The following is a 24606-nucleotide window of genomic DNA, read 5'->3' as shown; positions in this document are numbered from 1 at the left end:
AGATACAAATGGGCGCTAATGTGCTCAGCTGTTATTTCCGACCGGCGTCGACCAGGTGCCCGCCGGCGTGTACCAGCGCGTACGTCTGGGTGGCGATCTCCAGCTCCTCGTCGGTCGGCACCACGGCGACCGCGACCCGCGCGGCCGCCGGCGATATCAGCCGCGGCTCGTCCGCCCGGGTGCCGTTCAGCTCCGGGTCGACCGCGAGCCCCAGCCCCTCCAGGCCCGCCATGGCCGCCTCCCGCACCGGGGCCGCGTTCTCGCCGACGCCCGCGGTGAAGGCCACCGCGTCGACCCGGCCGAGGACGGCGCAGTACGCGCCGATGTACTTCTTCAGGCGGTGAATGTAGATGTCGAAGGCGAGCTGTGCCGCTGCGTCGCCCTCGTCGATCCGGCGCCGGATCTCCCGCATGTCGTTGTCACCGCACAGACCGAACAAACCACTCCTCTTGTTGAGAAGAGTGTCGATCTCGTCCATGGACATTCCGCCAACTCGCGCCAAATGGAAAATGACGGCCGGATCCAGATCGCCGGAACGGGTTCCCATCACCAGTCCCTCCAAGGGCGTCAGGCCCATCGAGGTGTCCACGCACCGGCCGCCCCGGACGGCCGACGCGGACGCCCCGTTGCCGAGGTGCAGCACGATGACGTTCACCTCTTCCGGGGTCTTTCCGAGCAGCCGCGCGGTCGCCCGGGACACGTACGCGTGCGAGGTGCCGTGGAAGCCGTAACGGCGGATCCGGTACCGGTCGGCGAGGTTCGGGTCGATCGCGTACCGCGCCGCGGACTCCGGCATCGTCGTGTGGAACGCGGTGTCGAAGACGGCGACCTGCGGCAGGTCCGGGCGCAGCGCCCGCGCGGTGCGGATGCCGGTCAGGTTGGCCGGGTTGTGCAGCGGGGCGACCGGGATCAGTCGCTCGATCTCGGCGAGCACCGCGTCGTCGATCACCGTCGGCTCGGTGAAGAACATCCCGCCGTGCACCACCCGGTGCCCGATCGCGGCCAGTTCCGGCGAGTCGAGCCCGAACCCGTCCCTCGTCAGCTCCTCCGCCACGGCCTTCAGGGCGGCCTCGTGGTCGGCGATCGGCGCGACGGCCTCGCGGGTGTCACCGCTGTCCGGGCAGGTGTGCCTGAGCCGGGAGGTCTGCTCGCCGATCCGCTCGACGAGACCGACCGCAAGACGGCTGCTGTCCCGCATGTCGAGCAACTGGTACTTCACCGACGAGGAGCCGGAGTTGAGGACGAGGACACGGGTCGGACTGGCGCTCACTGGGCGGTTGCCTTCTCGCTCGGGGACGCGGCCGGGAAGCCGGCGGCCGGATTCTGGGCCGGGGTCTGGGCCTGGATCGCCGTGATGGCGACGGTGTTGACGATGTCCTGGACGAGGGCGCCCCGGGACAGGTCGTTGACGGGCTTGCGCAGCCCCTGGAGCACCGGCCCGACGGCGATCGCGCCGGCCGACCGCTGCACGGCCTTGTAGGTGTTGTTGCCGGTGTTGAGGTCCGGGAAGATCAGCACGCTGGCCTGCCCGGCGACCTCGGAGCCCGGCAGCTTGGTGGCGGCGACCGACGGCTCCACGGCCGCGTCGTACTGGATCGGCCCCTCGATCTTCAGGTCGGGCCTGCGCGAGCGCGCCAGCTCGGTCGCCTCCCGCACCTTGTCCACGTCCGCCCCCGAACCCGACGTGCCCGTCGAGTACGACAGCATCGCGATCCGCGGCTCCACGCCGAACTGGGCTGCCGTACCCGCCGACTGGACGGCGATGTCGGCCAGTTGCTCCGCGTCCGGGTCGGGGTTCACCGCGCAGTCGCCGTAGACCAGCACCTTGTCGGTGAGGCACATGAAGAAGACGGACGAGACGATCGACGAACCCGGCTTGGTCTTGATGATCTCGAAGGCCGGGCGGATGGTCGCCGCCGTGGAGTGCACGGACCCGGAGACCATGCCGTCCGCGAGGCCCTCCTGCACCATCAGGGTGCCGAAGTAGTTGACGTCGGCGACCACGTCGTACGCCAGCTCCACCGTCACGCCCCGGTGGGCGCGGAGCAGCGCGTACTGCTCGGCGAAGGCGTCGCGCAGTTCGGAGGTGGCCGGGTCGATCAGCTGGGCGTCGGCGAGGTCGATGCCGAGGTCGGCGGCCTTCTTGCGGATCTGGTCGACGGGCCCGAGCAGTGTGATGTCACATACCCCCCGGCGCAGCAGCACCTCCGCCGCGTGCAGCACCCGCGCCTCGGTCCCCTCCGGCAGCACCACCCGCCGCTTGTCGGAACGCGCCTGCTCAAGCAGCTTGTGCTCGAACATCATCGGGGTGAGCCGGCCGGTACTCGGCGCCGAGACCCGCTTGTTGAGGCCCGCGGTGTCGACGTACCGCTCGAACAGGCCGAGCGCGGTCTCCGCCTTGCGCGGGGTGGCCGCGTTCAGCTTGCCCTCCAGGGAGAACAGCTGGGCGGCGGTCGGGAAGCTGTTGCCGGGCACCGAGATGACCGGCGTGCCCGGGGCGAGCCGGGCGGCGAGGGTGAGGATCCCGTCGGCGGGCCGCTCGCCGAGGGTGAGCAGCACGCCTGCTATCGGCGGGGTGCCGGCGCTGTGCGCGGCCAGCGAGCCGACGACCAGGTCGGCGCGGTCGCCCGGGGTCACCACCAGGCAGCCAGGCGTCAGGGCGGGCAGGAAGCTGGGCAGCATCGCCCCGCCGAAGACGAAGTCCAGGGCGTCCCTGGCCAGCCCCGAGTCGTCGCCGAGCAGCACCTTCGCGTCGAGCGCGTGGGCGATCTGGGCGACCGTCGGCGCGGACAGCGCGGGCTCGTCCGGCAGCACGTACACCGGCACCGGCAGCCGTCCGTCGATCCGCCGGGCTATCTCGTCCCGGTCCTCGCGGACCACCCGGTTGGCGATCATCGCCAGCACGTCGCAGCCGAGACCGTCGTACGCCCGGAACGCGTTGCGGGTCTCCGCCAGCACCGACTCCGCGTTCTGGTCACGGCCGCCGACCACCGGGATCACCGAGGCGCCGAACTCGTTGGCGAGCCGGGCGTTGAGGGACAGCTCGTCCGGGAACTGGGTGTCGGCGTAGTCGGTGCCGAGGACGAGGACGACGTCGTAGTCACGGGCGACCAGGTGGAAGCGGTCGACGAGGGTGGAGACCAGTTCGTCGGCGCCGCGCTCGGCCTGGAGGGCGGAGGCCTCGTGGTAGTCCATGCCGTAGACGGTCGCCGGGTCCTGGGAGAGGCGGTACCGCGCACGCAGCAGCTCGAACAGGCGGTCGGGACCGTCGTGGACGAGGGGGCGGAAGACACCGACCCGGTCGACCTGCCGGGTCAGCAGTTCCATCACGCCCAGCTCGACCACCTGGCGGCCGTCGCCGCGGTCGATCCCGGTCACGTACACGCTCCGCGTCACGTGCGCACTCCGTCTCTCTAGCCGTCTCTGTAGCAGCCGTCTCCGCGGCAGCCGATTCTGCAGCCGCACAAAAATCGCCCACCGGGGTGAGCGGAACCCTCTTGACAGTACCCCCGGCGCCGGATAAGGCGCCCGTCAGGACTTCACCCGCCCGCGCGGCATGAAACAATCGGATCGGCTCACCGGTAACGACAGCGAGCAGGAGACACACCACCATGCGCATCGGAGTTCTCACCGCAGGCGGCGACTGCCCCGGCCTGAACGCCGTCATCCGATCGGTGGTGCATCGGGCTGTCGCCCAGTACGGCGACGAGGTCATCGGCTTCGAGGACGGCTTCCGGGGTCTGCTCGACGGCCACTACCGCACGCTCGACCTGGACGCGGTGAGCGGCATTCTCGCCCTCGGCGGCACCATCCTGGGCTCGTCCCGGCTGGAGCGGGACCGGCTGCGCGAGGCGTGCGACCGGGCCACCGACATGGTCGAGGAGTTCGGCATCGACGCGCTGATCCCGATCGGCGGCGAGGGCACGCTGACCGCGGCGCGCATGCTGTCCGACGCGGGCCTGCCGGTCGTCGGCGTCCCGAAGACCATCGACAACGACATCTCCTCCACCGACCGCACCTTCGGCTTCGACACCGCGGTGGGCGTCGCCACGGAGGCGATGGACCGGCTGAAGACGACCGCCGAGTCGCACCAGCGGGTGATGGTCGTCGAGGTGATGGGCCGGCACGCCGGCTGGATCGCCCTGGAGTCCGGGATGTCGGCCGGCGCCCACGGCATCTGCCTGCCCGAGCGGCCCTTCGACCCGGCCGACCTGGTCAAGATGGTCGAGGAGCGCTTCGCCCGCGGCAAGAAGTTCGCCGTGGTGTGCGTGGCGGAGGGTGCCCATCCCGCCGAGGGCACGATGGACTACGGCAAGGGCGAGATCGACCAGTACGGCCACGAGCGCTTCCAGGGCATCGGCACGGCCCTGGCCTACGAGCTGGAGCGGCGGCTCGGCAAGGAGGCCAAGCCGGTCATCCTCGGCCACGTCCAGCGGGGCGGCACGCCGACGGCCTACGACCGCGTCCTCGCGACGCGGTTCGGGTGGCATGCGGTGGAGGCGGCGCACCGGGGCGACTTCGGGAGGATGACCGCGCTGCGGGGGACGGACATCGCGATGGTGCCGCTCGCGGAGGCGGTGACCGAGCTGAAGACGGTGCCGAAGGATCGGATGGACGAAGCCGAGTCCGTCTTCTAGGGCTTGGGTTCGGTCTCGGGCCGCGGGCGGGTGGGGGCTGGTCGCGCCCACGCGGCGGAGCCGCATGTCGAACACAGCCCCGCGCCCCTGGCGGGGCGCTTTCAGTCAGGGGCGGTCAAGAAGTTCCCTTTTCCGCTGCGTTCCAGAAGTGGGCGACGATCTGGGCCAGGAAGTCCTCGCCCAGCTTCTGTATCCGGTTCGTCGTGGTGAAGTCGCCCCATGACAGCGTTGTCGCCAGTTGCGCCTGGTACGCCTCGTGCAGCTCGCCGAGTGTCTGTTCGATGAGTCGCTTGTCCAGAGGGATCAGCTTGCAGACCTGGCGGACGTAGGGCTGCCGCCGGGTGGTGGTGACCGCGCTGCGCAGCAGTTCCGCCAGCTGCTCCTCCCTCCCCGTGAGCGTGATGACGTCCGGCAGGGAGAGGTGGAGGAAACCGGCCAGGGCGGCGGTCAGCCGGTCGGTGCCCCGCCACTCCTTGTCCTCCTCCAGCTGCAGGTACGGGAGGAGACCGAGACCGAGGGCCGCCGCCACGTCCTCCGGGGCCAGGCCGCGGGCGATCCGGTGTTCGCGCAAGGTCCGCGGGCGGCCGATCAGTTCGCCCGGGGTGCACCACAACACTCCCGCAAGAGCGGTCAGTTCGGGACTGGTGGGGACCAGCTCCCCGCCCTCCCAGGCGAGTACGAGATCCGGGGTGGCGTACGGCATGCCGTACGAGGCTTGCAGGTCGTACGCCACGTGCTCGGGTCCCATACCGAGCGCGGCCCGGAGTCTGCGGGCGGCGGGGGCGTTGAAGGGGGGACCTGGCTGGTTCGACAGAGCTGGGGGTCGGCGCACAGCCGACAAGGTAGGGGTGCGTGGGGGCATTGACTACGGTCCGCTCGGCCAGGAACACGGATTGTGGGAACGTACGGATTCACAAGCGGTCCTTACCTGTTCATCCCTTGACGGCTCCGCCCAGGGCGAACCCACCTCCCAGCCGGCGCGCGACCAGCACGTACAGCAGGATCACCGGCGTCGAGTAGATGACGGAGAAGGCGGCGAGCTGGCCGTAGGCCACCATGCCCCGGTTGCCGAAGAAGTCGTTGATGCTGACCGAGGCGGGCATCTGGTCCGGCGAGAGCAGCAGCATGAAGGGGACGAAGAAGTTGCCCCACATCATCACGAAGGCGAAGACGGTGACGACGGCGAGGCCGGGTCCCATGAGCGGCAGCACGATGCGGACCAGTGACTGGAGCGGGTTGGCGCCGTCCGTCCAGGCGGCCTCCTCCAGTTCCTTCGGGACGCCGTCCATGAAGTTTTTCATCAGCCAGATGGCGAAGGGGAGTTGGGAGGCGGCGAAGAACAGGATGGTGCCCTGCATGGTGTCGATGAGGTTGATCCGGACGAACAGCGCGTACACCGGCACCATGATCGCGGTGATGGGCAGACTCGTGGCGAAGAGGATGGACAGCAGGAACGGCCGGTTGAACCGGGAGCGGTAGCGGGAGAGCGGGTAGGCGGCGAGGGCGGCGCAGGCGACGGTGAGCGCGGTGGCGCCGCCGCACAGGATCAGGCTGTTGAGCAGCGGGGTGTAGGTGATGTCCGGGGTGAGGATCGCGTCGAAGTTCCCGAAGGTGAACCCGTCCGGAATCCTGACCCGCAGACCGGCGCGCGGATCGACGGCGGACAGGACCACCCAGGCGAGCGGCAGCACGAAGGCGGCGGCCACGATCAACAGCCCGAGGTCGGCGGCGAGCCGGTGCGAACGGCGTTGGCGGCGGGACATGTCCGGGTCACACCTCCGTGCGCAGGAGTCGCATGTAGACGACGGAGAAGAGCGAACCGACCAGGAGAAGGAGCAGAGCGACCGCGGTTCCGTACCCGATCATGCTGTTCTGGAAGGCCTGTTCGTACATGAAGAGGGGAAGCGTCTGGCTCTTGTCGCCGGGGCCGCCCCGGGTCATCACCCAGATCAGCCCGAAGACGGAGAGGGTCTGGAGGGTGTTGAGCATCAGGTTCGTCCCGATGGACCGCCGGATCATGGGGAGCGTGATGTGCCACATCCGCCGCCAGCCGCCGGCGCCGTCCACCTCCGCCGACTCCTCGATCTCGTCGGGTATCTCGTCGAGGGCGGCGGAGTAGACCAGCATCGAGAAGGCCGTGCCCCGCCACACGTTGGCGAACGACACGGCCAGGATCGGCAGCGTGAACAGCCAGTTCTGCGAGGGCAGATGGAGGAGGTCGAGGATGGCGTTGAGCGTGCCCTCCTTGCGGAAGAAGGCGTAGAGAAGAAACCCGGCGACGACCTCCGGCAGCACCCACGCCGTCACGACGATCCCCCCGGTGACGGTCCGCACCGGCTTCGACGCCCGCCGCATCAGCGCGGCGAGCGCGAGCCCCAGCGTGTTCTGCCCGACGAGCGAGGACAGCACGGTGAAGACCAGGGTCAGCCAGACGGCGTTCAGGAAGGCGTCGTCGCGGAACGCCCTGCGGAAGTTGGCGAAACCGACGAAGGACGAGTGCGCCTGCCCGGTGAGCTGGAGGTCGGTGAAGGCGATCCAGGCGCAGTAGACGATCGGCCCGCCCAGGAAGAGGAGGAGCAGGACCAGGGCGGGGGTGAGCGGGAGGGTGCGGGCGATACGACGGGTGATCACCGGGTGACCACTTGGCCGTCGGTGACGTCCTTGAGGTTCGAGTCGTACTGGCTCGCCGCCTTGTCGACCGACGCGTCCCCGGTGGTCACGCTCTCCATGGCCTCCTGGATGGCGGTGGAGACCTTCGGGTAGGCCGTGTAGGCGGGCCGGTAGTGCGTACTGGCGACGAGACCGGTGAAGAACCTGATGCCGGGCTGGGCGGACGTGTACGACGGGTCGCTCGCGACGTCCTTGCGCACCGCGATACCCGAGTTGGCGATGTACCACTTCTCGGCGTTCGCCTTGGTCTGCATGGTCTTGATGAAGTCGAAGGCGAGGTCGGGGTTGCCGGCCTTGGCGGGGACGGCCCAGGTCCAGCCGCCGGACATGCTCACCTTGCCGGGGGCCTGGCCGTGCTGGGTCGGCATGTAGGCGAGACCGAGCTGTGTGGACCAGTCGGGCCACTCGTGCCCGCTGCCCTTGCCCCACGACTGCGGCAGCCAGGACCCGTCGAGGTTGATGCCCAGCTTGCCCTGGGGCATCAGCTCGCCCCAGACGGTGTTCCGGTAGTTGGGGTCGAGCGCGTCGGAGACGTCCGGCCCGAGCTTGTCCTTGTACACGGTCTCGACGAACGACAGCGCGTCCTTGAACCCCTGGCCCCCGGCGATCCACTTCTTGCTCGCCTTGTCGTAGAGCGGGTCGTCGGTCCCGTCGTTGGTGCCGTACAGCAGCATCTCGAACCCCTGCATGCTGGCGGTCTCACCGGCGGCCTTGCCGGTGTAGACGTTGAGGGGCGTGACGCCGGGGACCTTCTTCTTGATCGTCCGGGCGGCGGCCAGCACGTCGTCCCAGTTCTTCGGCTGCCAGTCGGTGGGCAGCCCGGCCTTCGCGAACACCCGCTTGTCGAACCAGAGTCCGCGGGTGTCGGTGCCGTCCGGGACGCCGTACGTCTTCCCGTCCTCGCCCCTGGCCGCCGACTTCGCGGTGTCGATGAACTGCCCCCAGTCCTGCCACTTGGCGAGGTAGGAGTCGAGGGGCTTCAGATACCCGCTGGTGATGTCCGAGTTGATGAGGAAGGTGTCCTCGTAGACGAGGTCGGGAGCGGTCCGCGGGGACCTCAGCATCTGCTGGAGCTTGGTGTAGTAGTCCGCGTCCGAGGCCTTGATGGGGACGAGCTCGACCTTCTTCCCCGGGTACTCCTTCTCGAACTGCCTCTTGATGTCCGCGAGATAGGTGTCCGTCACCTTGACGGAGTTGTCCATCGACTGCTTGAAGGAGACCTTCACGGTGTCGGGACTGCTGCCGGATCCGCCGCCGCACGCGGTGAGCGAGGCGGCGGCGGTGACGAGGGCGAGGGCAACGATGCTGACGGCGGTGGGGCGCACGGGCACGACCTCCTCGGCGGCCACTCCGCTGTGGCCTGGGGGTTCGTCTGTCTGCCCGGTGAAGGTAAGTGGAGTGGTCTAGTCAGGTCAATGCGCGTGCAGGGGATTGGTGATCGGGGGAGCGGCCGGGATCCGTCCGCCGGACCACGGGCGGATGCGGGGCGGACGCGCAGGTCGCGCCGGTATTCCGGGTGCGGTCCCCGGTCGGCCGTGACAGGCTCCCCGCATGTCGGTCGTTGGCGTGTCTCCCCAGGTGTCCCTCGCGTACGAGAGCTTCGGCGACCCCGGGGATCCCGCCGTCCTGCTCGTGATGGGGTTCGGCGCGCAGCTGATCGCCTGGCACGAGGACTTCTGCCGGGAGCTGGCGGACCGCGGCCTTACGTGATCCGGTACGACAACCGTGACTGCGGGCTGTCCACCAGGTTCGACGACCACCCCGTCGACATGGGCGAGTTCATCGCCGCGGTGAGCTCGGGTGACCTGCCGGCCGCCCTCGCGATGGTCCCCTACCGGCTCTCCGACATGGCGGACGACGGCCTCGGCCTGCTCACCGCGCTCGGTGTCGAACGCGCCCACGTGGTCGGTGCCTCGATGGGGGGAATGATCGCCCAGACGATGGCGATCTCCGCCCCGGAGCGGGTGCTGACCCTGACGTCGATGATGTCCTCGACCGGCGAGAGCGAGTACGGCCGGCCCAGCCCGGAGGCCCAGGCGGTGCTGTTCGGTCCGAAGCCCGCGGACCGTGAGGGGTACATCGCGGCAGCGGAGAACGAACTGGTGTGGGCCTCCAGGCGATACGGCGACACCGCGGCGTTGCGCGAGCTGGCAGCCGACAGCTTCGACCGGGCCTACTACCCCGCGGGCATCGGCCGACAGCTCGGCGCGATGATCCTCAGCGGGTCACGCGCGGACGCACTCCGCACACTCGTGACACCGACGCTGGTGATCCACGGCCTGGACGACACGCTGATCGACCCGAGCGGCGGGAAACGCACCGCGGACCTGGTGCCGGGAGCCCGGCTCCTGCTCCTCCCCGACATGGGCCACGACCGCCCACGCGAACTGTGGCCCCGGCTCATCGACGCCCTGGTGGAACACACCGGCTGAGCCGGGACCCGCCACCGACGCGGCCTGTGCGGTGGCGGATGGGCCATGCCCAGGCCGGGCGGGATATCGTCGTCCGGCGCGAGTCGGCCCGTCGGGTGGGGGAGAGCCGCATGCCGGAACAGGGTGTCACCGTCGGGCAGTTGCTGCTCGCCGAGTACCAGACGGTCAAGGACGAGCAGAAGGCGCGCATCGGGTTCCGGGACAACCTGCTGTACGTGACGCTCGGGGTCGTCGCCGCCGTCGTTGCCGCGGCTGCCCAGGCGAAGCAGCCGTCGATGCTGCTGGCGCTGCCGCCGGTGTGCGTGGTGCTCGGGTGGACGTACCTGGTCAACGACGAGAAGATCTCGGCGATCGGGCTCTACGTGCGGGACGAGTTGGGGCCCCGGCTTGCCCGACTGGCCTCGGCCGAGGCGGAGTTCGCCACCTTCGGCTGGGAGGCGTACCACCGGACCGACGTCCGGCGGCGGACCCGCAAGACGATCCAGGCCGTGATCGACCTGACGGCGTTCTGCGCGGTGCCGCTGGCCGCGCTGGCGGTGTTCTGGGCGGGTCGGGACGGCGGCGGGCTGCTGGTCGGGCTGTCGGTGCTGGAGGCGCTCGCGGTGGTGGGGCTCGGGGTGCAGGTGCTGCTGTACATGAGGCCGGCGGGACCGGGACGGACCCCGGCCTGACGCCGTACCGCCGATGCCCACGCATGGGAGGCAGGGGGCACCTTGCCGATGCCCGATGCCCGATGCCCGATGCCCGATGCCCGAGCCCGTGCCCATGCCCGTACTCAGGCCGAGAGGCTCACCGCCGCCCCCACCGATAGACCAGCTCCGGCCGCCCCACCTGCCCGTACAGCGGACTCCGGCCCGCCCGTCCGGCCTCCACCAGGTGCTCCAGGTACCGCCGGGCCGTGATCCGGGAGATCCCCACGCTCTCCGCGAGCGCCGCTGCGGTCAGGCCCTCCGCCGACTCCCGCAGCGCGATCGTCACCCGCTCCAGGGTCGGCGCGCTCAGCCCCTTCGGCAGGGCCGCGGGCGACGGAGCCCGCAGTGCCGCCAGGGCCCGGTCCACCTCGTCCTGGCCGCTGGCCTCGCCCGCCGCCGCCCGGAACTCGGCGTACCTGGTCAGCCGGTCGCGCAGGGTCGCGAAGGTGAACGGCTTCAGGACGTACTGGACCACGCCCAGCGAGACGCCCTCCCGGACCACCGCCAGGTCCCGGGCCGACGTGACCGCTATGACGTCCGCCTGATGCCCGGCCGCCCGCAGCGAGCGAGCGAACTGCAGGCCGTGCACGTCGGGCAGGTGGAGGTCCAGCAGGAGCAGGTCCACGGGTGTGCGGTCCAGGATCCGGCGGGCTTCCGCCCCCGTGTGCGCCTTGCCCACCGCCACGAACCCCGGGACCCGGCCGACGTACAGGACGTGCGCGTCCGCGGCCACCGGGTCGTCCTCGACCACCAGGACTCTGATCGGATCCCCGGTCATCACGCCCCGCCTCCCGTCACCGACGCCCGCAACGGCAGCCGTACCTCGAACACCGCTCCGCCCTCCGGCGCCTCCGCCACGGTCAGGGTGCCGCCCAGCCGTGTCACCGCCTGGCGGACGAGCGCCAGGCCCAGCCCCCGCCCGCCCGGTCCCGCCGGCTTCGTCGAGAAGCCGCGCTGGAAGACCAGCTCGGCGTGGGCGGGGTCGACCCCCGCGCCCGTGTCCGTCACCCGCATCACCAACTCGGCGTCCTCCGCGTACGCGGTGACCGTCACGCGCGCCCTGACCGTCCCCTGGGCCGCGTCCACCGCGTTGTCGATCAGGTTGCCGAGGATGGTGACCAGATCGCGCGCCGACAGGCTCTCCGGTAGCAAACCGTCATCCAGCCGGCTCTCGTCCGAGACCACCAGCTCCACGCCCCGCTCGTTCGCCTGCGCGGTCTTGCCCAGCAGCAGGGCGGCGAGGACCGGTTCGGCGACCGCCGCCACCACCTGGTCGGTCAGCGCCTGCGCCAGCTCCAGCTCCGCCGTCGCGAAGTCCACCGCCTCCTCCGCCCGGCCCAGTTCGATGAGCGACACCACCGTGTGCAGGCGGTTCGCCGCCTCGTGCGCCTGTGAGCGCAGCGCCTGCGTGAAGCCCCGCTCCGAGTCCAACTCGCCCATCAGCGACTGGAGTTCGGTGACGTCCCGGAGGGTGGCCACCGTGCCGCGCCGCTCACCGCCCGAGACCGGCGAGGTGTTCACCACCAGGACCCGGTCCGCCGTCAGGTGCACCTCGTCCACCCGGGGCTCGGACGCCAGCAGCGCGCCGGTCAGCGGCGCCGGCAGGCCCAGCTCGGCCACCGACCGCCCGATCACGTCCTGCTCGGCGGCCACCCCCAGCAGCTCCCGCCCACCGTCGTTGATCAACGCCACCCGGTACTGGCCGTCCAGCATCAGCAGCCCCTCGCGCACCGCGTGCAGCGCCGCCTGGTGGTAGTCGTGCATGTGGCTCAGCTCCGCGGCGTTCATGCCGTGGGTGTGGCGGCGCAGCCGCGCGTTGATGACGTACGTGCCGAGCGCGCCCAGCAGCAGCGCGCTCGCCGCCACCCCGAGCAGCGCCGTCACCTGTTCCTGGACCCGCTGGCTGATGGCCTCGACCTTGATGCCGGCGCTCACCAGGCCGATCACCCGGCCCTTCTCCTCCACCGGGGTCACCGTGCGCACGGAGGCACCGAGGGTGCCCTTGTAGGTCTCGCTGTAGGTGTGGCCCTGCTGGGCCGCCTCGATATGGCCGAGGTAGTGCTTGCCGATCTGGGTCCGGTCGGGGTGGGTCCAGCGGATGCCGTCCGGGGTCATGATCGTGATGAAGTCGACCTCGGTGTCGCGCATCACCTGAAGGGCGTACGGCTGGAGCTCGGCCGTGGGGTCCGTGGTGTGGATCGCCGCGCGGACGGACGGGGAGTCCGCGACCGACCGGGCCACCGCGGTCGCCTGCCGGGTCGCCGCCTCCTCCGCCTGGTGGCGGTCGCTGACGTACGTGAACAGCGCGTAACCGGCGACCACGACCGCTATCAGCACGGCCTGCATGCCGAAGAGCTGGCCGGCCAGGCTGCGGGGGCGGGGGACGGACGGAAAACGCATGTCAGCAGTGTGCCTCCCGGGTCGGGCATGAACTCAATGAACGGAAGGGTGACCGCCCTCACAGACCGGGAGATAGTCACGGCATCCCCCACATCGCCCGGACGTGAGCCGCACGCCGGTGGTACCGACGAAGACGTCAAGGAGGGCAGCCGTGGCCGCAGCCAGCACCCCCGATACGGCACCTGCCGCACCCGCTGTGAAGCGGGACCGCACCCATTACCTGTACATCGCCGTGATCGCCGCGGTGGCCCTCGGCATCGTCGTGGGGCTCGTCTGGCCCGACGCCGGCGTCGAGCTGAAGCCGCTCGGGACCGGCTTCGTCAACCTGATCAAGATGATGATCTCGCCGATCATCTTCTGCACGATCGTGCTCGGGATCGGGTCCGTGCGGAAGGCCGCCAAGGTCGGTGCCGTCGGTGGCATCGCGCTCGGCTACTTCCTGGTGATGTCGCTGGTCGCGCTCACCATCGGCCTGGTGGTCGGCAACATCCTGCACCCCGGTGACGGGCTGCACATCACCAACGCCCTCAAGGCCACCGGGCACGCCCAGGTGGACTCCGAGGCGCTCGGCGGCGTCGACTTCGTGCTGTCGATCATCCCGACCACGTTCGTCTCCGCCTTCACCGAGGGCCAGGTGCTGCAGACGCTGCTGATCGCGCTGCTCGCCGGGTTCGCGCTGCAGGCCATGGGATCGGCCGGGCAGCCGGTGCTGCGCGGCATCGAGCACATCCAGCGGCTCGTCTTCCGCATCCTCGGCATGATCATGTGGGCCGCGCCGATCGGTGCGTTCGGTGCCATCGCCGCCGTCGTCGGCTCCGCCGGCATCGACGCGCTCAAGAGCCTCGCCGTGCTGATGCTCGGCTTCTACGTCACCTGCCTGCTCTTCGTCTTCGTGGTGCTCGGCACGGTGCTGCGGCTCGTCTCCGGGCTCAACATCCTCCTGCTGTTCAAGTACCTCGCCCGCGAGTTCCTGCTGATCCTCTCCACCTCCTCCTCCGAGTCCGCGCTGCCGCGGCTCATCGCGAAGATGGAGCACCTGGGCATCAGCAAGCCGGTCGTCGGCATCACCGTCCCGACCGGGTACTCCTTCAACCTCGACGGCACCATGATCTACATGACCATGGCGTCGCTGTACATCGCGGACGCGCTCGGTACGCCGATGTCGGTCGGCGAGCAGATCCCGCTGCTGCTGTTCCTGCTGCTGGCCTCGAAGGGTGCGGCGGGCGTCAGCGGCGCCGGCCTCGCCACGCTGGCCGGCGGCCTGCAGTCGCACAAGCCCGCGCTGGTGGACGGCGTCGGTCTGATCGTCGGCATCGACCGGTTCATGAGCGAGGCCCGGGCGCTGACCAACTTCGCGGGCAACGCGGTCGCGACGGTCCTGATCGGTACCTGGACCAAGGAGATCGACAAGGACCGGGTGCAGCAGGTGCTCGCGGGTGAGCTGCCGTTCGACGAGAAGACGCTGCTGGACGAGGGGGAGACTGTGGTTGCGCCGGAGCTTCCCGAGCAGCGTCAGGAACTGGCGAAGGCCTAAGCGGCAGGTGGGTTGCTGCGATCGTGCGGCCGCGGCACCGTCGTGGCTGGTCGCGCAGTTCCCCGCGCCCCTATGGGGCGCCACGCAAGCCGCCGGACGTCCGGCCCGGCCTGAACCCGGGCCGGGCGTCCGGTCACCGTACTCCGGGCGGCTGGGAACTCCCCCCGTTGTCCAGCCGCCCGGTCCACCCCCCCTCGGCACCGCCTGTCAGACGTATCCACTAACGTGCCGTTCCTGTCCAACGGGAACGGCACGTCGGTATGTGGAGGCACGGGGGATGGCGATCGACTGGGACCGTCGGCACTGCGCGCGCAAGGGGCATGTGACCTATGCCCCGGACGATCCGCGGCTGCGGGTGCGGCTGCACGCGCAGACCGCGGTCGGGGACGCCTGGCGGTGTCTGCGCTGCGGGGACTTCGCGCTTGGCGAGCCGCACGGCTCGGGGCCGGCCGCGGACGCCCCGCTGGTGCCGCGCGGGAAGGTGCTGCGGGACCTGTTCATCCTGCGCTTCCTGGCGATCGAGCGGGCCGTGCGCGGGGTGTTCATCGTGCTGGTCGCGGTCGCCGTGTGGAAGTTCAGCAACAGCCAGGACGCGGTGCGCAGACTCTTCAACGAGTACCTGGACACGTTCCGGCCGGTCTTCAAGCACTTCCACTACGACCTCGACCACTCACCGGTCGTCGGCTCCATCCAGAAGGCCTTCGGCTACAAGCACTCCACGCTGCTGCTGGTGGCCGGACTGCTGCTGGCGTACGCGCTGATCGAACTCGTCGAGGCGGTCGGGCTCTGGTACGCCAAGCGGTGGGCGGAGTACCTGACGGTGGTCGCCACCGCAGCCTTCCTGCCGCTGGAGATCTGGGAACTCACCGAGAAGGTCAGCTACCTGAAGATCGCGACCCTCGCGCTGAACATCCTCGCCGTTCTCTACATCGCCCTGGCCAAGCGGCTGTTCGGGCTGCGGGGCGGACGCAAGGCCTTCGACGAGGAACGGCGGAGCGCCTCGCTCCTCGAGGTCGAGGAGTCCGCGGGGGTCGAGCCGAGCTTGCCTTGACGTCGGCGTCAGGTCCTACGGTCGTGGACATGCGAATCGGCGAGCTGGCCGCACGGGCCGGGACCACCACGCGGGCCCTGCGGTACTACGAGGCGCGCGGGCTGCTGCCCGCGCGGCGGGCCGGGAACGGGCACCGGACCTACGACGAGAGCGATCTGAAGCTGCTCACGCAGATCCGGACGCTGCAGGACGTCGGGTTCGAGTTGGAGGAGACCCGGCCGTTCGTGGAGTGCCTGCGGGCCGGGCACCCGGAAGGCGACACCTGCCCGGCGTCGCTCGCGGTCTACCGGCGCAAGCTGGCGGAGCTGGACTCGCTGATCGGCGAGTTGCAGGCCGTGCGGGCGACGGTCGGGGCCCAGCTGGAGCGGGCCGAGCGGGCCCGGGACGTGCTGGCCGTCGAGGCGCTGGCTCCGGGGGGCCCGGAGCCGGTCTGCGAACTGGGAGGGACCGGGCGATGATCAAGGCGGCGGGTGTGGCCGAGGTGACGGACGCGGACTTCGCGGCGGAGGTGATCGGGGCTGAGCTGCCGGTGCTGGTGGAGTTCACCGCCGACTGGTGTCCGCCGTGCCGGCAGATGGGCCCGGTGCTCACGGCGCTCGCGGCGCAGGAGGGCGAGCGGCTGAAGGTGGTACAGCTGGACGTGGACACCAATCCGGAGACGACGAACGCGTACAGGGTGCTGTCGATGCCGACGTTCATGGTGTTCCGGGGCGGTGAGCCGGTGCGCTCGATGGTGGGCGCCCGGTCCGGGCGGCGGCTCCGCGAGGAGCTGGCCGACGCGCTGCCCGACGTACTGGACTGAACCGGCCGGTAATACGAAGAATCCCCCGGACAATTGCGTCCGGGGGATTTCTTTGCGTATATTCAAGAGTTCGCGACTTCAACTCGATGATGAAATCGGTGAAGTCGCGGAGAAGTTCAGTGGGCACAGTATATCCGGCCGGGAGCGGAATTGTCAAACATGGAATTTCCAGACGATGAATTGCGCCACGAGCAGGAATTCATCGACGGACTGTACGCACGGGTGGACGCCCTGCGCGGCGACACCGAGGACTCGGTCGCGGACGCCCTCGCCCTCGGCGACAAGCCCATGCAGGCCCGCCTGGAGCGGGACATCCTGGTAGCGGAGCGCTCCGGGCTGCTCGCCGCGCTGAACGCCGTCGACGGGTCGCTGTGCTTCGGCCGCATCGACCTGACCTCCGGCACGAAGCACCACATCGGGCGGATCGGGCTGCGCCTGGACGACGCCGAGCGCACCCCGGTCCTCGTCGACTGGCGCGCCGAGGTCGCCCGCCCCTTCTACCTGGCCACCGGCCACACCCCGATGGGGCTGCGCCGCCGCCGGCACATCGCCACCGACGGCCGCCGGGTCGCCTCCCTGCACGACGAGATCCTCGACCTCGGCGACCGCGAGCGCACCGGCCACGAGGACCCGTCCGGCGACGCGGTGCTGCTCGCCGCGCTCGACTCGGCCCGCACCGGCCGGATGAGCGACATCGTGCAGACCATCCAGGCCGAGCAGGACGAGATCATCCGGGCGCCCCACCGCGGCGTCCTGGTGGTCGAGGGCGGCCCGGGCACCGGGAAGACGGCGGTCGCGCTGCACCGCGCCGCCTTCCTCCTCTACGAGTACCGGGAGCTGCTCGCCAAGCGCGCGGTCCTGATCGTCGGCCCGAACCCCGCCTTCCTCGGCTACATCGGAGAGGTGCTGCCCTCGCTCGGCGAGACGGGCGTGCTGCTGGCGACGGTCGGCGAGCTGTTCCCCGGCGTGAAGGCGACGGCCGCGGACACCCCCGAGGCGGCTGCCGTGAAGGGCCGCGCCGACATGGCCGACGTGCTGGCCGCCGTCGTACGCGACCGGCAGGCGCTGCCCGACCCCGTCATCACCGTCGAGCACGACCGCGAGGTGCTGATGCTCGACGACGGCCTGGTGAACATGGCCCGCGAGCGCACCCGCGCCGCCCGGCTCCCGCACAACGTGGCCCGCGAGCACTTCGAGGGCCACATCCTCAACACCCTCACCGACCTCTACGCCGAACGCGTGGGCACCGACCCCTTCGACGGCAGCAGCCTGCTCGACCCCTCCGACGTCACCCAGATCCGCGACGAACTCGCCGAGAACCCCGAGGTCTGGTCGGCCGTCGACCAGCTCTGGCCGCGGCTGACCCCGCAGCGCCTGGTCGCCGACTTCCTGGCCGGCCCCGAGGGGTACCTGGGCGACGTCGACGCGGCCGCGGTCCGCCGCCCGGTGACCCGGACCTGGACGGTCTCGGACGTGCCCCTCCTCGACGAGGCGGCCGAGCTGCTCGGCGTGGACGAGCGGGTCGCCCGGGCCCGCGCCGAACGCGAGCGCGAGACCCAGATCGCCTACGCCCAGGGCGTCCTCGACGTCTCCTACGCCTCCCGCACCTACGAGTTCGACGACAAGGAGGACAGCGACCCCGACTCCTCCGAGGTGCTGTCCGCGCACGACATCATCGACGCCGAGCGGTTCGCCGAACGCCACGAGGAGGAGGACTTCCGCAGCGCGGCCGAGCGGGCGGCGGGCGACCGCACCTGGGCGTTCGGCCACATCATCGTGGACGAGGCGCAGGAACTCTCGCCGATGGCCTGGCGGCTGCTGATGCGGCGCAGCCCGACCCGCTCCATGACCCTGGTCGGCGACCCGGTCCAGACCGCGGAGGCGGCCGGCGTCGGCTCCTGGGCGGACATCCTCCAGCCCTATGTGCAGGACCGCTGGGAGCACACCCGCCTCGGCGTCAACTACCGCACCCCGGCCGAGATCATGGACCTCGCGGCGGCCGTGGTCCGCGCCGAGCACCCGGACTTCGAGCCCCCGAGCTCGGTCCGCTCGACGGGCGTACGGCCGTGGGTGCGCCTGACCGACGACCTGCCCGGCGCCGTCCAGAAGGCGGTCGCCGAACTAGCCCCCGCCGAGGGCCGGCTGGCCGTCATCGCCCCCCGCGACCTGCACCGCGCCCTCGCCGCCCGCCTGGACGGCGTCACGGCCGGCGCCGAACCCGACCTGACGCGGACCGTCGTCCTGCTCGACCCGCGCCAGGCCAAGGGCCTCGAATTCGACTCCGTCCTCGTGGTGGAACCGGCCCGCTACGGCACCAGCGACCTGTACGTGGCCCTGACCCGGGCCACCCAGCGGCTGGGGGTGCTGTACACCGGCGGCCTGCCGGACGGGCTCAGGCAGGCCGCAGCCACACCGTAGCCAGCGGCGGCAGGGTCAGGCGGATGCTCGCGGGGCGGCCGTGGCTGCCCTGGGGCTCCGGTTTGACCGGGTCGGGGTTGGTGACGTCGCTGCCGCCGTAACGGGCCAGGTCGGTGTTGAGGGTCTCGTGCCAGGCGGGGATCTCGTCCGGGACGCCCAGGCGGTAGTCGCGGACCACGGGGGAGAGGTTGGAGACGGAGAGCAGCGGCGTGCCCTCGGCGTCCAGGCGGAGGAAGGCGAATACGTTGTCGTCCGCGTCCTCCGCCGCGCTCCCCACGATCCACTGGAATCCGGCGGGCGCCGTGTCCCGCTGCCACAGCGCCGGGGTCGCCCGGTACACCGCGTTGAGGTCGCGGACCAGGTCCCGTACGCCCCGGTGGTCGGCCGCCGCGCCGTACTGGGGGTCGAGCAGCCACCAGTCCGGGCCGTGCGCCTCCGACCACTCCGAGCCCTGCGCGAACTCCTGCCCCATGAAGAGGAGCTGCTTGCCGGGGTGCGCCCACATGAAGGCCAGGTAGGCGCGGTCGTTGGCGCGCTGCTGCCACCAGTCGCCGGGCATCTTGGAGACGAGCGAGCGCTTGCCGTGCACGACCTCGTCGTGGGAGATCGGCAGGACGTAGTTCTCGCTGTACGCGTACACCATCGAGAAGGTCATCTCGTGGTGGTGGTACTTGCGGTGCACCGGCTCGTGGGACATGTACTCCAGCGAGTCGTGCATCCAGCCCATGTTCCACTTCAGGCCGAAGCCCAGCCCGCCGCCGTCGGTGGGGCGGGTCACGCCCTCCCAGGCCGTCGACTCCTCGGCGATCGTCACCACGCCGGGGGCATGGCGGTAGACGGTCGCGTTCATCTCCTGGAGGAACGCCACCGCGTCCAGGTTCTCCCGGCCGCCGTGCTCGTTCGGCGTCCACTGGCCCGGCTCGCGCGAGTAGTCGAGGTAGAGCATGGAGGCGACCGCGTCGACCCGCAGGCCGTCGATGTGGAACTCCTCGCACCAGTACACCGCGTTGGCGACCAGGAAGTTGCGCACCTCGCGGCGGCCGAAGTCGAACTCCAGGGTGCCCCAGTCGGGGTGGGCGGCACGGAGCGGGTCCTCGTGCTCGTACAGCGGGCGCCCGTCGAACTCGGCCAGTGCCCAGTCGTCCCGCGGGAAGTGCGCCGGCACCCAGTCCATGATCACCCCGATGCCCGCCCGGTGCAGGGCGTCGACGAGGAACCTGAAGTCGTCGGGGGTGCCGAGCCGGGAGGTCGGCGCGTAGAAGCCGGTGACCTGGTAGCCCCAGGAGCCGCCGAAGGGGTGCTCGGCGACCGGCATCAGCTCCACGTGCGTGAAGCCGAGGTCGCCGACGTAGGCGGGCAGTTCCTCGGCCAGCTGCCGGTAGGTCAGGCCGGGCCGCCAGGACGGCAGGTGCACCTCGTACACCGAGAACGGCGCCTCGTGGACGGGGGTGTCGCCGCGGTGCGCCATCCACTCCGCGTCGTCCCACCCGTACCAGGACCCGGTGACGATCGACGACGTGCTCGGGGGCACCTCGGTACGCCGGGCCATCGGGTCCGCCCGCAGCGTCCGGGAACCGTCCGGCCGGGTTATCTCGAACTTGTACAGCTCGCCCTCGCCGATGCCCGGCAGGAACAGCTCCCAGATCCCCGAGGAGCCGAGCGAGCGCATCGGAGCCCCGGTGCCGTCCCAGAAGTTGAAGCCGCCGGCCACCCGCACGCCCCGGGCGTTCGGCGCCCACACCGCGAACCGGGTGCCCGGCACGCCCTGGTGGGTCGTCGGATGCGCGCCGAGCGCCTCCCACAGCCGCTCGTGCCGGCCCTCGCCGATCAGGTGCAGGTCCAGGTCGCCGAGGGTGGGCAGGAAGCGGTACGCGTCCTCCGTCTCCTGGGCCGTCCCGTCGTACTCCACGAGCAGCCGGTAGACCGGCACCTCGGAGAGGGGGAGCAGGGCGGAGAAGAAGCCGTCGCCGTCGTCGTGCAGTTCGGCCCGCAGATCCCTGCCCGCGACGGCCGTCACCGCGCGGGCGTACGGGCGGAAGGCACGCACGGCGATCCCGCCCGGGACCGGATGCGCGCCCAGCACCGAGTGCGGGTCGTGGTGGGTGGCGCCCAGCAGCCGTTCACGGTCGCCGACGGCTACGGACACGGGGTTCTTGGAGGTCACGGACGCGTCTCCCGGGGATGATCAGGTCGGGTCTGGGGTGGCCAGGCGGTGAACGGCCGACAGCGGGACGGGCAGCCAGTCGGGGCGGTGCCGCGCCTCGTAGACGACCTCGTAGACGGCCTTGTCGGTCTCGAAGGCCCGCAGCAGGACGGGATCGGTGCGCGGGTCGGCACCGGTGATCTCGGCGTAGCCGGAACAGTAGGCAGCCCGGCACCGCCGCGCCCACTCCGGGTCCGCCGGGGTCACCGAGTGGGCGGCGTAGTCGAAGGAGCGCAGCATCCCGGCGACGTCCCGCACCGGCGGCTGCGGCATCCGGCGCTCGGCCAGCGGACGGGCCGGCTCCCCCTCGAAGTCGATCAGCGACCACTCGCCGGACGGCGCCCGCAGGCACTGCCCCAGATGCAGGTCGCCGTGGACGCGCTGGGCGGTCCAGGTGCGGCCCTCGGCGGCCAGGTCGGCCAGCGCGGTGTAGGCGGACCGCAGCCCGTCCTCGTACGGCCGCAGCGTCGGCACCGCCCGCACGGCCGCCGCCAGCCGGTCGGTCATGCCCTCGGCCAGCGGCTCCAGCTGGGCGCGGCCCAGGGTGACCGTCGGCAGCGCCCGGGCCAGCGCCGTGTGCACCTCGGCGGTGGCCCGCCCCAGCGTCCGCGCCTCGGCCGTGAAGTCCTCGCCCTTGGCCAGCTCGCGCAGCGCCAGCTCCCAGCCGTCGGTGGCGCCGCGCACGAAGGGCTGCAGGACGGCCAGGACACAGGACTCCCCGCCCGGCTCCGCCCGCAGCCAGGCCGTCGGGGCGGGCACCCGGGCGCAGCCCTCGCGGGCCAGGGCCAGGGGTATCTCCAGGTCGGGGTTGACGCCGGGCACGACCCGGCGCAACAGCTTCAGGATGAACGTATCTCCATAGACGACCGAGGAGTTGGACTGCTCGGCAGTCAGCAGCCGGGCCACCAGCCCGTCGCGTATCTCCCGGCCCGGCTCGCGCTCGAAGCGCAGCTCACCGATGCGGGCCCGGGTGCGCAGGGCCTCCAGGAGGAGCTCGGCGGGCCGCGGGTCGTACAGGGCGTCGTAGACCGTGTGCCCGGCCAGCGGGCCGTCGGCCAGGTGTCCGATCAGCGCGGGCGCCAGCCGGGGCGGCAGCGCCTCGCGCACGCCTATGAGGAGCTGGTAGCAGTCGCCGGCCTCGGCGGGGGCGGGCGGCTGGTGGGCGCGGACCAGCAGATGGTGCAGGCCCAGCCGGCCGTCCGACGGCAGGAGTTCGGTCTCGGCCACCGGGGAGAAACCCGTGACCGGTGAACCCTTGCCGGCGAACCAGCGCTGCCGGGGCAGCCACTCGCGCAGCAGGGGGTCGAGCGAGGCGAGGAGAGCGGGAGTGGAGGGGCTGACCGTTTCCGCCATGGCGGTACGTCCTTTCCCCGGTCGTCGGGGGCGTTAGTGATGCGTGCCCCGGGCGGGCGGGAGGAAACCAACCGTCGCCGCCCGGGGTGGACTGTGCCAAGCGCTCCGCTGGGTGTGCGCTTCTTTGACTGCCGGCCGGTGGGGGCCGGTCGCGCAGTTCCCCGCGCCCCCTTACGGGGACGCTGCCTAGGCCGGTTCCGCGCGCAGGCGGAACCAGTAGAAGCCGTGTCCGGCGAGGGTGAGCAGGTACGGCAGTTCGCCGACCGCGGGGAACCGCACTCCGCCGAACAGCTCCACCGGGTGTCGGCCGTCGAACCGCCTGAGGTCCAGCTCCGTCGGCTGGGCGAACCGGGAGAAGTTGTGCACACAGAGGACGAGATCGTCCTCGTACTCCCGCAGGAACGCGATCACCGCCGGGTTCGACGACTGGAGTTCGGTATAGGACCCCAGTCCGAAGGCAGGATTCTGCTTGCGGATCTCGATCATGCGGCGGGTCCAGTGCAGCAGCGAGGACGGCGACGACATGGACGCCTCGACGTTGGTGACCTGGTAGCCGTAGACCGGGTCCATGATGGTCGGCAGGTAGAGCCGCCCCGGATCGGACGACGAGAAGCCCGCGTTGCGGTCCGGCGTCCACTGCATGGGGGTGCGGACGGCGTCGCGGTCGCCGAGCCAGATGTTGTCGCCCATGCCGATCTCGTCGCCGTAGTAGAGGATCGGCGAGCCGGGCAGGGAGAGGAGCAGGGCGGTGAAGAGCTCGATCTGGTTGCGGTCGTTGTCGAGGAGGGGGGCGAGGCGGCGGCGGATGCCGATGTTGGCGCGCATACGCGGGTCCTTCGCGTATTCGGCCCACATGTAGTCGCGTTCCTCGTCGGTGACCATTTCCAGGGTCAGTTCGTCGTGGTTGCGCAGGAAGATGCCCCACTGGCAGCCGGACGGAATGGCCGGTGTCTTCGCGAGGATCTCCGAGACGGGATACCGCGATTCCCGCCTCACCGCCATGAAGATCCGTGGCATCACCGGGAAGTGGAACGCCATGTGGCACTCGTCCCCGCCGCTGCGGTAGTCGCCGAAGTAGTCGACCACGTCCTCCGGCCACTGGTTGGCCTCCGCGAGGAGCACCGTGTCCGGATACTGCGTGTCGATCTCCTTGCGCACCCGCTTCAGGAAGTCGTGGGTCGCGGGCAGGTTCTCGCAGTTGGTGCCCTCGCGCTGGTAGAGGTACGGCACGGCGTCCAGGCGGAAGCCGTCGATGCCCAGGTCCAGCCAGAACTTCAGCGCGGAGAGGATCTCCTCCTGGACGGCCGGGTTCTCGTAGTTGAGGTCCGGCTGGTGCGAGAAGAAGCGGTGCCAGTAGTACTGCGTGCGGACCGGGTCGTAGGTCCAGTTGGAGACCTCGGTGTCGACGAAGATGATCCGCGCGCCCTGGTACTGCTTGTCGTCGTCTGCCCAGACGTAGTAGTCGCCGTAGGGGCCCTCGGGGTCCCTCCTCGACTCCTGGAACCACGGGTGCTGGTCGCTGGTGTGGTTCATGACGAAGTCGATGATGACGCGCATGCCGCGCTGGTGGGCGGCGTCGACGAACTCCACGAAGTCGGCGAGGTCGCCGAACTCGGGGAGTACGGCGGTGTAGTCGGAGACGTCGTAACCGCCGTCCCGCAGGGGGGACTTGAAGAAGGGCGGCAGCCAGAGGCAGTCCACGCCGAGCCACTGCAGGTAGTCGAGTTTCGCGGTCAGGCCCTTGAGGTCGCCGATGCCGTCGCCGTCGCTGTCCTGGAACGAGCGGACCAGGACCTCGTAGAAGACGGCGCGTTTGAACCAGTCCGGGTCCCGGTCCCTGGCAGGTGTGTCCTCGAAGGTGTCCGGGACGGGTTCGTTGACGATCATTGTGTGGGTGACCCTCCGATCCGCGGGGACGGTCGCAGGACGGTGAGGATGTGCGCGGCCCGGTGCCCCGGTTCCAGGCGCACATAGTTGGCCCTGCCCCAGTTGTAGGTTTCGCCGGTGAGCTCGTCGCGCACCGGCACCGACTCGTGCCAGTTCAGGCCGAGTTGCGGCATGTCCAACGAGACCGTGGCCTCCTGGGTGTGGTGGGGGTCGAGGTTGACGACCACCAGAACCGTGTTCGATCCGCTCCGCTTGCTGTAGACGATCACCGCGTCCTGGTCGGCGTGGTGGAAGTGGAGGTCGCGCAGCTGCCGCAGGGCCGGGTTCGCACGCCGGGCGGTGTTGAGGCGGGTGATGAGCGGGGCGATGCCGTCGGTGTCGGCGAGGTCCCAGTCCCGTGGCCTGAGCTGGTACTTCTCCGAGTCGAGGTACTCCTCGCCGCCCTCCTTGAGCGGGGTGTTCTCGCAGAGTTCGTAGCCGCTGTAGATGCCCCAGGTCGGGGAGAGGGTGGCGGCGAGCACGGCCCG

Annotated in this window: 18 protein-coding genes and 2 pseudogenes; 8 read left to right on the top strand and 12 right to left on the bottom strand. The window is 70.6% G+C overall.

Translation table 11 applies throughout. From position 1 onward, the window contains the following. Window positions 1-31: 31 nt before the first annotated feature. Window positions 32-1270 (bottom strand): acetate kinase, encoded by a 1239-nt coding sequence (locus tag ACGF5O_RS10905; RefSeq protein ID WP_393809600.1) that lies wholly within the window; start codon window positions 1268-1270, stop codon window positions 32-34. Then, entirely contained in the window at window positions 1267-3396 is a 2130-nt protein-coding gene (gene pta, locus ACGF5O_RS10900) for a phosphate acetyltransferase (RefSeq protein WP_393809599.1), read from the bottom strand. Before pta ends, ACGF5O_RS10905 begins: the two co-directional genes overlap by 4 nt. A gap of 215 nt (window positions 3397-3611) precedes the next feature. Between pta and ACGF5O_RS10895 the strand changes: the two genes are divergently transcribed. Beyond that, window positions 3612-4637 carry an ATP-dependent 6-phosphofructokinase gene (locus ACGF5O_RS10895; protein WP_393809598.1) on the top strand — a complete coding sequence of 342 codons (1026 nt, stop codon included), beginning with the start codon at window positions 3612-3614 and terminating at the stop codon, window positions 4635-4637. Between the two features lie 115 nt (window positions 4638-4752). Here the strand turns inward: ACGF5O_RS10895 and ACGF5O_RS10890 are convergent, their stop codons facing one another. The 4 genes from ACGF5O_RS10890 to ACGF5O_RS10875 all read right to left on the bottom strand — a co-directional run bounded on the left by ACGF5O_RS10890 (window position 4753) and on the right by ACGF5O_RS10875 (window position 8632). Continuing rightward, window positions 4753-5469 carry an XRE family transcriptional regulator gene (locus ACGF5O_RS10890; protein WP_393809597.1) on the bottom strand — a complete coding sequence of 239 codons (717 nt, stop codon included), beginning with the start codon at window positions 5467-5469 and terminating at the stop codon, window positions 4753-4755. A 100-nt stretch (window positions 5470-5569) separates the two neighbouring features. Continuing rightward, a complete protein-coding gene (locus tag ACGF5O_RS10885) occupies window positions 5570-6400 on the bottom strand; it encodes a carbohydrate ABC transporter permease (protein ID WP_393809596.1) in 831 nt (276 codons plus the stop codon). A gap of 7 nt (window positions 6401-6407) precedes the next feature. Continuing rightward, window positions 6408-7268: a carbohydrate ABC transporter permease gene (locus ACGF5O_RS10880; protein ID WP_393809595.1), complete on the bottom strand. Its 861-nt coding sequence runs from the start codon at window positions 7266-7268 to the stop codon at window positions 6408-6410. Beyond that, a complete protein-coding gene (locus tag ACGF5O_RS10875) occupies window positions 7265-8632 on the bottom strand; it encodes an extracellular solute-binding protein (protein WP_393809594.1) in 1368 nt (455 codons plus the stop codon). The genes ACGF5O_RS10880 and ACGF5O_RS10875 overlap by 4 nt, the downstream gene beginning before the upstream one ends. A 226-nt stretch (window positions 8633-8858) precedes the next feature. On the opposite strand from ACGF5O_RS10875, the pseudogene ACGF5O_RS10870 reads away from it, so the two are divergent. Both ACGF5O_RS10870 and ACGF5O_RS10865 read left to right on the top strand, forming a co-directional pair. After that, a pseudogene (locus ACGF5O_RS10870) lies at window positions 8859-9739 on the top strand (alpha/beta fold hydrolase). A gap of 110 nt (window positions 9740-9849) precedes the next feature. Then, window positions 9850-10410 carry a hypothetical protein gene (locus ACGF5O_RS10865; protein WP_393809593.1) on the top strand — a complete coding sequence of 187 codons (561 nt, stop codon included), beginning with the start codon at window positions 9850-9852 and terminating at the stop codon, window positions 10408-10410. A 118-nt stretch (window positions 10411-10528) separates the two neighbouring features. Here the strand turns inward: ACGF5O_RS10865 and ACGF5O_RS10860 are convergent, their stop codons facing one another. Beyond that, window positions 10529-11209 carry a response regulator gene (locus ACGF5O_RS10860; protein ID WP_393809592.1) on the bottom strand — a complete coding sequence of 227 codons (681 nt, stop codon included), beginning with the start codon at window positions 11207-11209 and terminating at the stop codon, window positions 10529-10531. Next, window positions 11209-12831, bottom strand: a complete 1623-nt coding sequence (locus tag ACGF5O_RS10855) for an ATP-binding protein (protein WP_393809591.1) — start codon at window positions 12829-12831, stop codon at window positions 11209-11211. Before ACGF5O_RS10855 ends, ACGF5O_RS10860 begins: the two co-directional genes overlap by 1 nt. A gap of 151 nt (window positions 12832-12982) precedes the next feature. On the opposite strand from ACGF5O_RS10855, the gene ACGF5O_RS10850 reads away from it, so the two are divergent. The 5 genes from ACGF5O_RS10850 to ACGF5O_RS10830 all read left to right on the top strand — a co-directional run bounded on the left by ACGF5O_RS10850 (window position 12983) and on the right by ACGF5O_RS10830 (window position 18636). Then, window positions 12983-14365, top strand: coding sequence for a cation:dicarboxylate symporter family transporter (locus ACGF5O_RS10850; protein WP_393809590.1), 1383 nt, complete (start codon window positions 12983-12985; stop codon window positions 14363-14365). A gap of 277 nt (window positions 14366-14642) precedes the next feature. Next, window positions 14643-15416, top strand: coding sequence for a DUF2127 domain-containing protein (locus tag ACGF5O_RS10845; protein WP_393809589.1), 774 nt, complete (start codon window positions 14643-14645; stop codon window positions 15414-15416). A gap of 29 nt (window positions 15417-15445) precedes the next feature. Then, window positions 15446-15874, top strand: coding sequence for a MerR family transcriptional regulator (locus tag ACGF5O_RS10840; RefSeq protein WP_393809588.1), 429 nt, complete (start codon window positions 15446-15448; stop codon window positions 15872-15874). After that, window positions 15871-16218, top strand: coding sequence for a thioredoxin family protein (locus ACGF5O_RS10835; protein WP_393809587.1), 348 nt, complete (start codon window positions 15871-15873; stop codon window positions 16216-16218). The genes ACGF5O_RS10840 and ACGF5O_RS10835 overlap by 4 nt, the downstream gene beginning before the upstream one ends. 159 nt (window positions 16219-16377) lie before the next feature. After that, window positions 16378-18636 (top strand): HelD family protein, encoded by a 2259-nt coding sequence (locus tag ACGF5O_RS10830; protein ID WP_393809586.1) that lies wholly within the window; start codon window positions 16378-16380, stop codon window positions 18634-18636. Here the strand turns inward: ACGF5O_RS10830 and glgB are convergent. From glgB to ACGF5O_RS10810, 4 genes and pseudogenes are all read right to left on the bottom strand, one after another. Next, the gene (glgB, locus tag ACGF5O_RS10825) at window positions 18611-20800 is read right to left on the bottom strand and encodes a 1,4-alpha-glucan branching enzyme (protein WP_393809585.1); all 2190 of its coding nucleotides are present in this window, start codon (window positions 20798-20800) and stop codon (window positions 18611-18613) included. The genes ACGF5O_RS10830 and glgB overlap by 26 nt on opposite strands. A 21-nt stretch (window positions 20801-20821) precedes the next feature. Then, window positions 20822-22192, bottom strand: coding sequence for a phosphotransferase (locus tag ACGF5O_RS10820; protein ID WP_393809584.1), 1371 nt, complete (start codon window positions 22190-22192; stop codon window positions 20822-20824). A 186-nt stretch (window positions 22193-22378) separates the two neighbouring features. Next, window positions 22379-24079, bottom strand: a complete 1701-nt coding sequence (gene treS / locus ACGF5O_RS10815) for a maltose alpha-D-glucosyltransferase (RefSeq protein ID WP_393809583.1) — start codon at window positions 24077-24079, stop codon at window positions 22379-22381. Continuing rightward, window positions 24076-24606 (bottom strand): annotated as a pseudogene (locus tag ACGF5O_RS10810) (alpha-1,4-glucan--maltose-1-phosphate maltosyltransferase); the annotation flags it as partial. The pseudogene ACGF5O_RS10810 and the gene treS, both read right to left, overlap by 4 nt.

Source organism: Streptomyces sp. NPDC048291 (genome assembly GCF_043201715.1).
Classification (GTDB): domain Bacteria; phylum Actinomycetota; class Actinomycetes; order Streptomycetales; family Streptomycetaceae; genus Streptomyces.
This window is presented reverse-complemented; position numbering and strand designations above follow the sequence as displayed.

Bases quoted from the DNA above. Each gene is read 5' to 3' on its own strand.
- ACGF5O_RS10895 (WP_393809598.1), top strand. From the start codon at position 3,612: ATGCGCATCGGAGTTCTCACCGCAGGCGGCGACTGCCCCGGCCTGAAC.
- ACGF5O_RS10885 (WP_393809596.1), bottom strand. From the start codon at position 6,400: ATGTCCCGCCGCCAACGCCGTTCGCACCGGCTCGCCGCCGACCTCGGG.
- ACGF5O_RS10865 (WP_393809593.1), top strand. From the start codon at position 9,850: ATGCCGGAACAGGGTGTCACCGTCGGGCAGTTGCTGCTCGCCGAGTAC.
- ACGF5O_RS10860 (WP_393809592.1), bottom strand. From the start codon at position 11,209: ATGACCGGGGATCCGATCAGAGTCCTGGTGGTCGAGGACGACCCGGTG.
- ACGF5O_RS10855 (WP_393809591.1), bottom strand. From the start codon at position 12,831: ATGCGTTTTCCGTCCGTCCCCCGCCCCCGCAGCCTGGCCGGCCAGCTC.
- ACGF5O_RS10845 (WP_393809589.1), top strand. From the start codon at position 14,643: ATGGCGATCGACTGGGACCGTCGGCACTGCGCGCGCAAGGGGCATGTG.
- ACGF5O_RS10840 (WP_393809588.1), top strand. From the start codon at position 15,446: ATGCGAATCGGCGAGCTGGCCGCACGGGCCGGGACCACCACGCGGGCC.
- ACGF5O_RS10835 (WP_393809587.1), top strand. From the start codon at position 15,871: ATGATCAAGGCGGCGGGTGTGGCCGAGGTGACGGACGCGGACTTCGCG.
- ACGF5O_RS10830 (WP_393809586.1), top strand. From the start codon at position 16,378: ATGGAATTTCCAGACGATGAATTGCGCCACGAGCAGGAATTCATCGAC.
- ACGF5O_RS10820 (WP_393809584.1), bottom strand. From the start codon at position 22,192: ATGGCGGAAACGGTCAGCCCCTCCACTCCCGCTCTCCTCGCCTCGCTC.
- treS (WP_393809583.1), bottom strand. From the start codon at position 24,079: ATGATCGTCAACGAACCCGTCCCGGACACCTTCGAGGACACACCTGCC.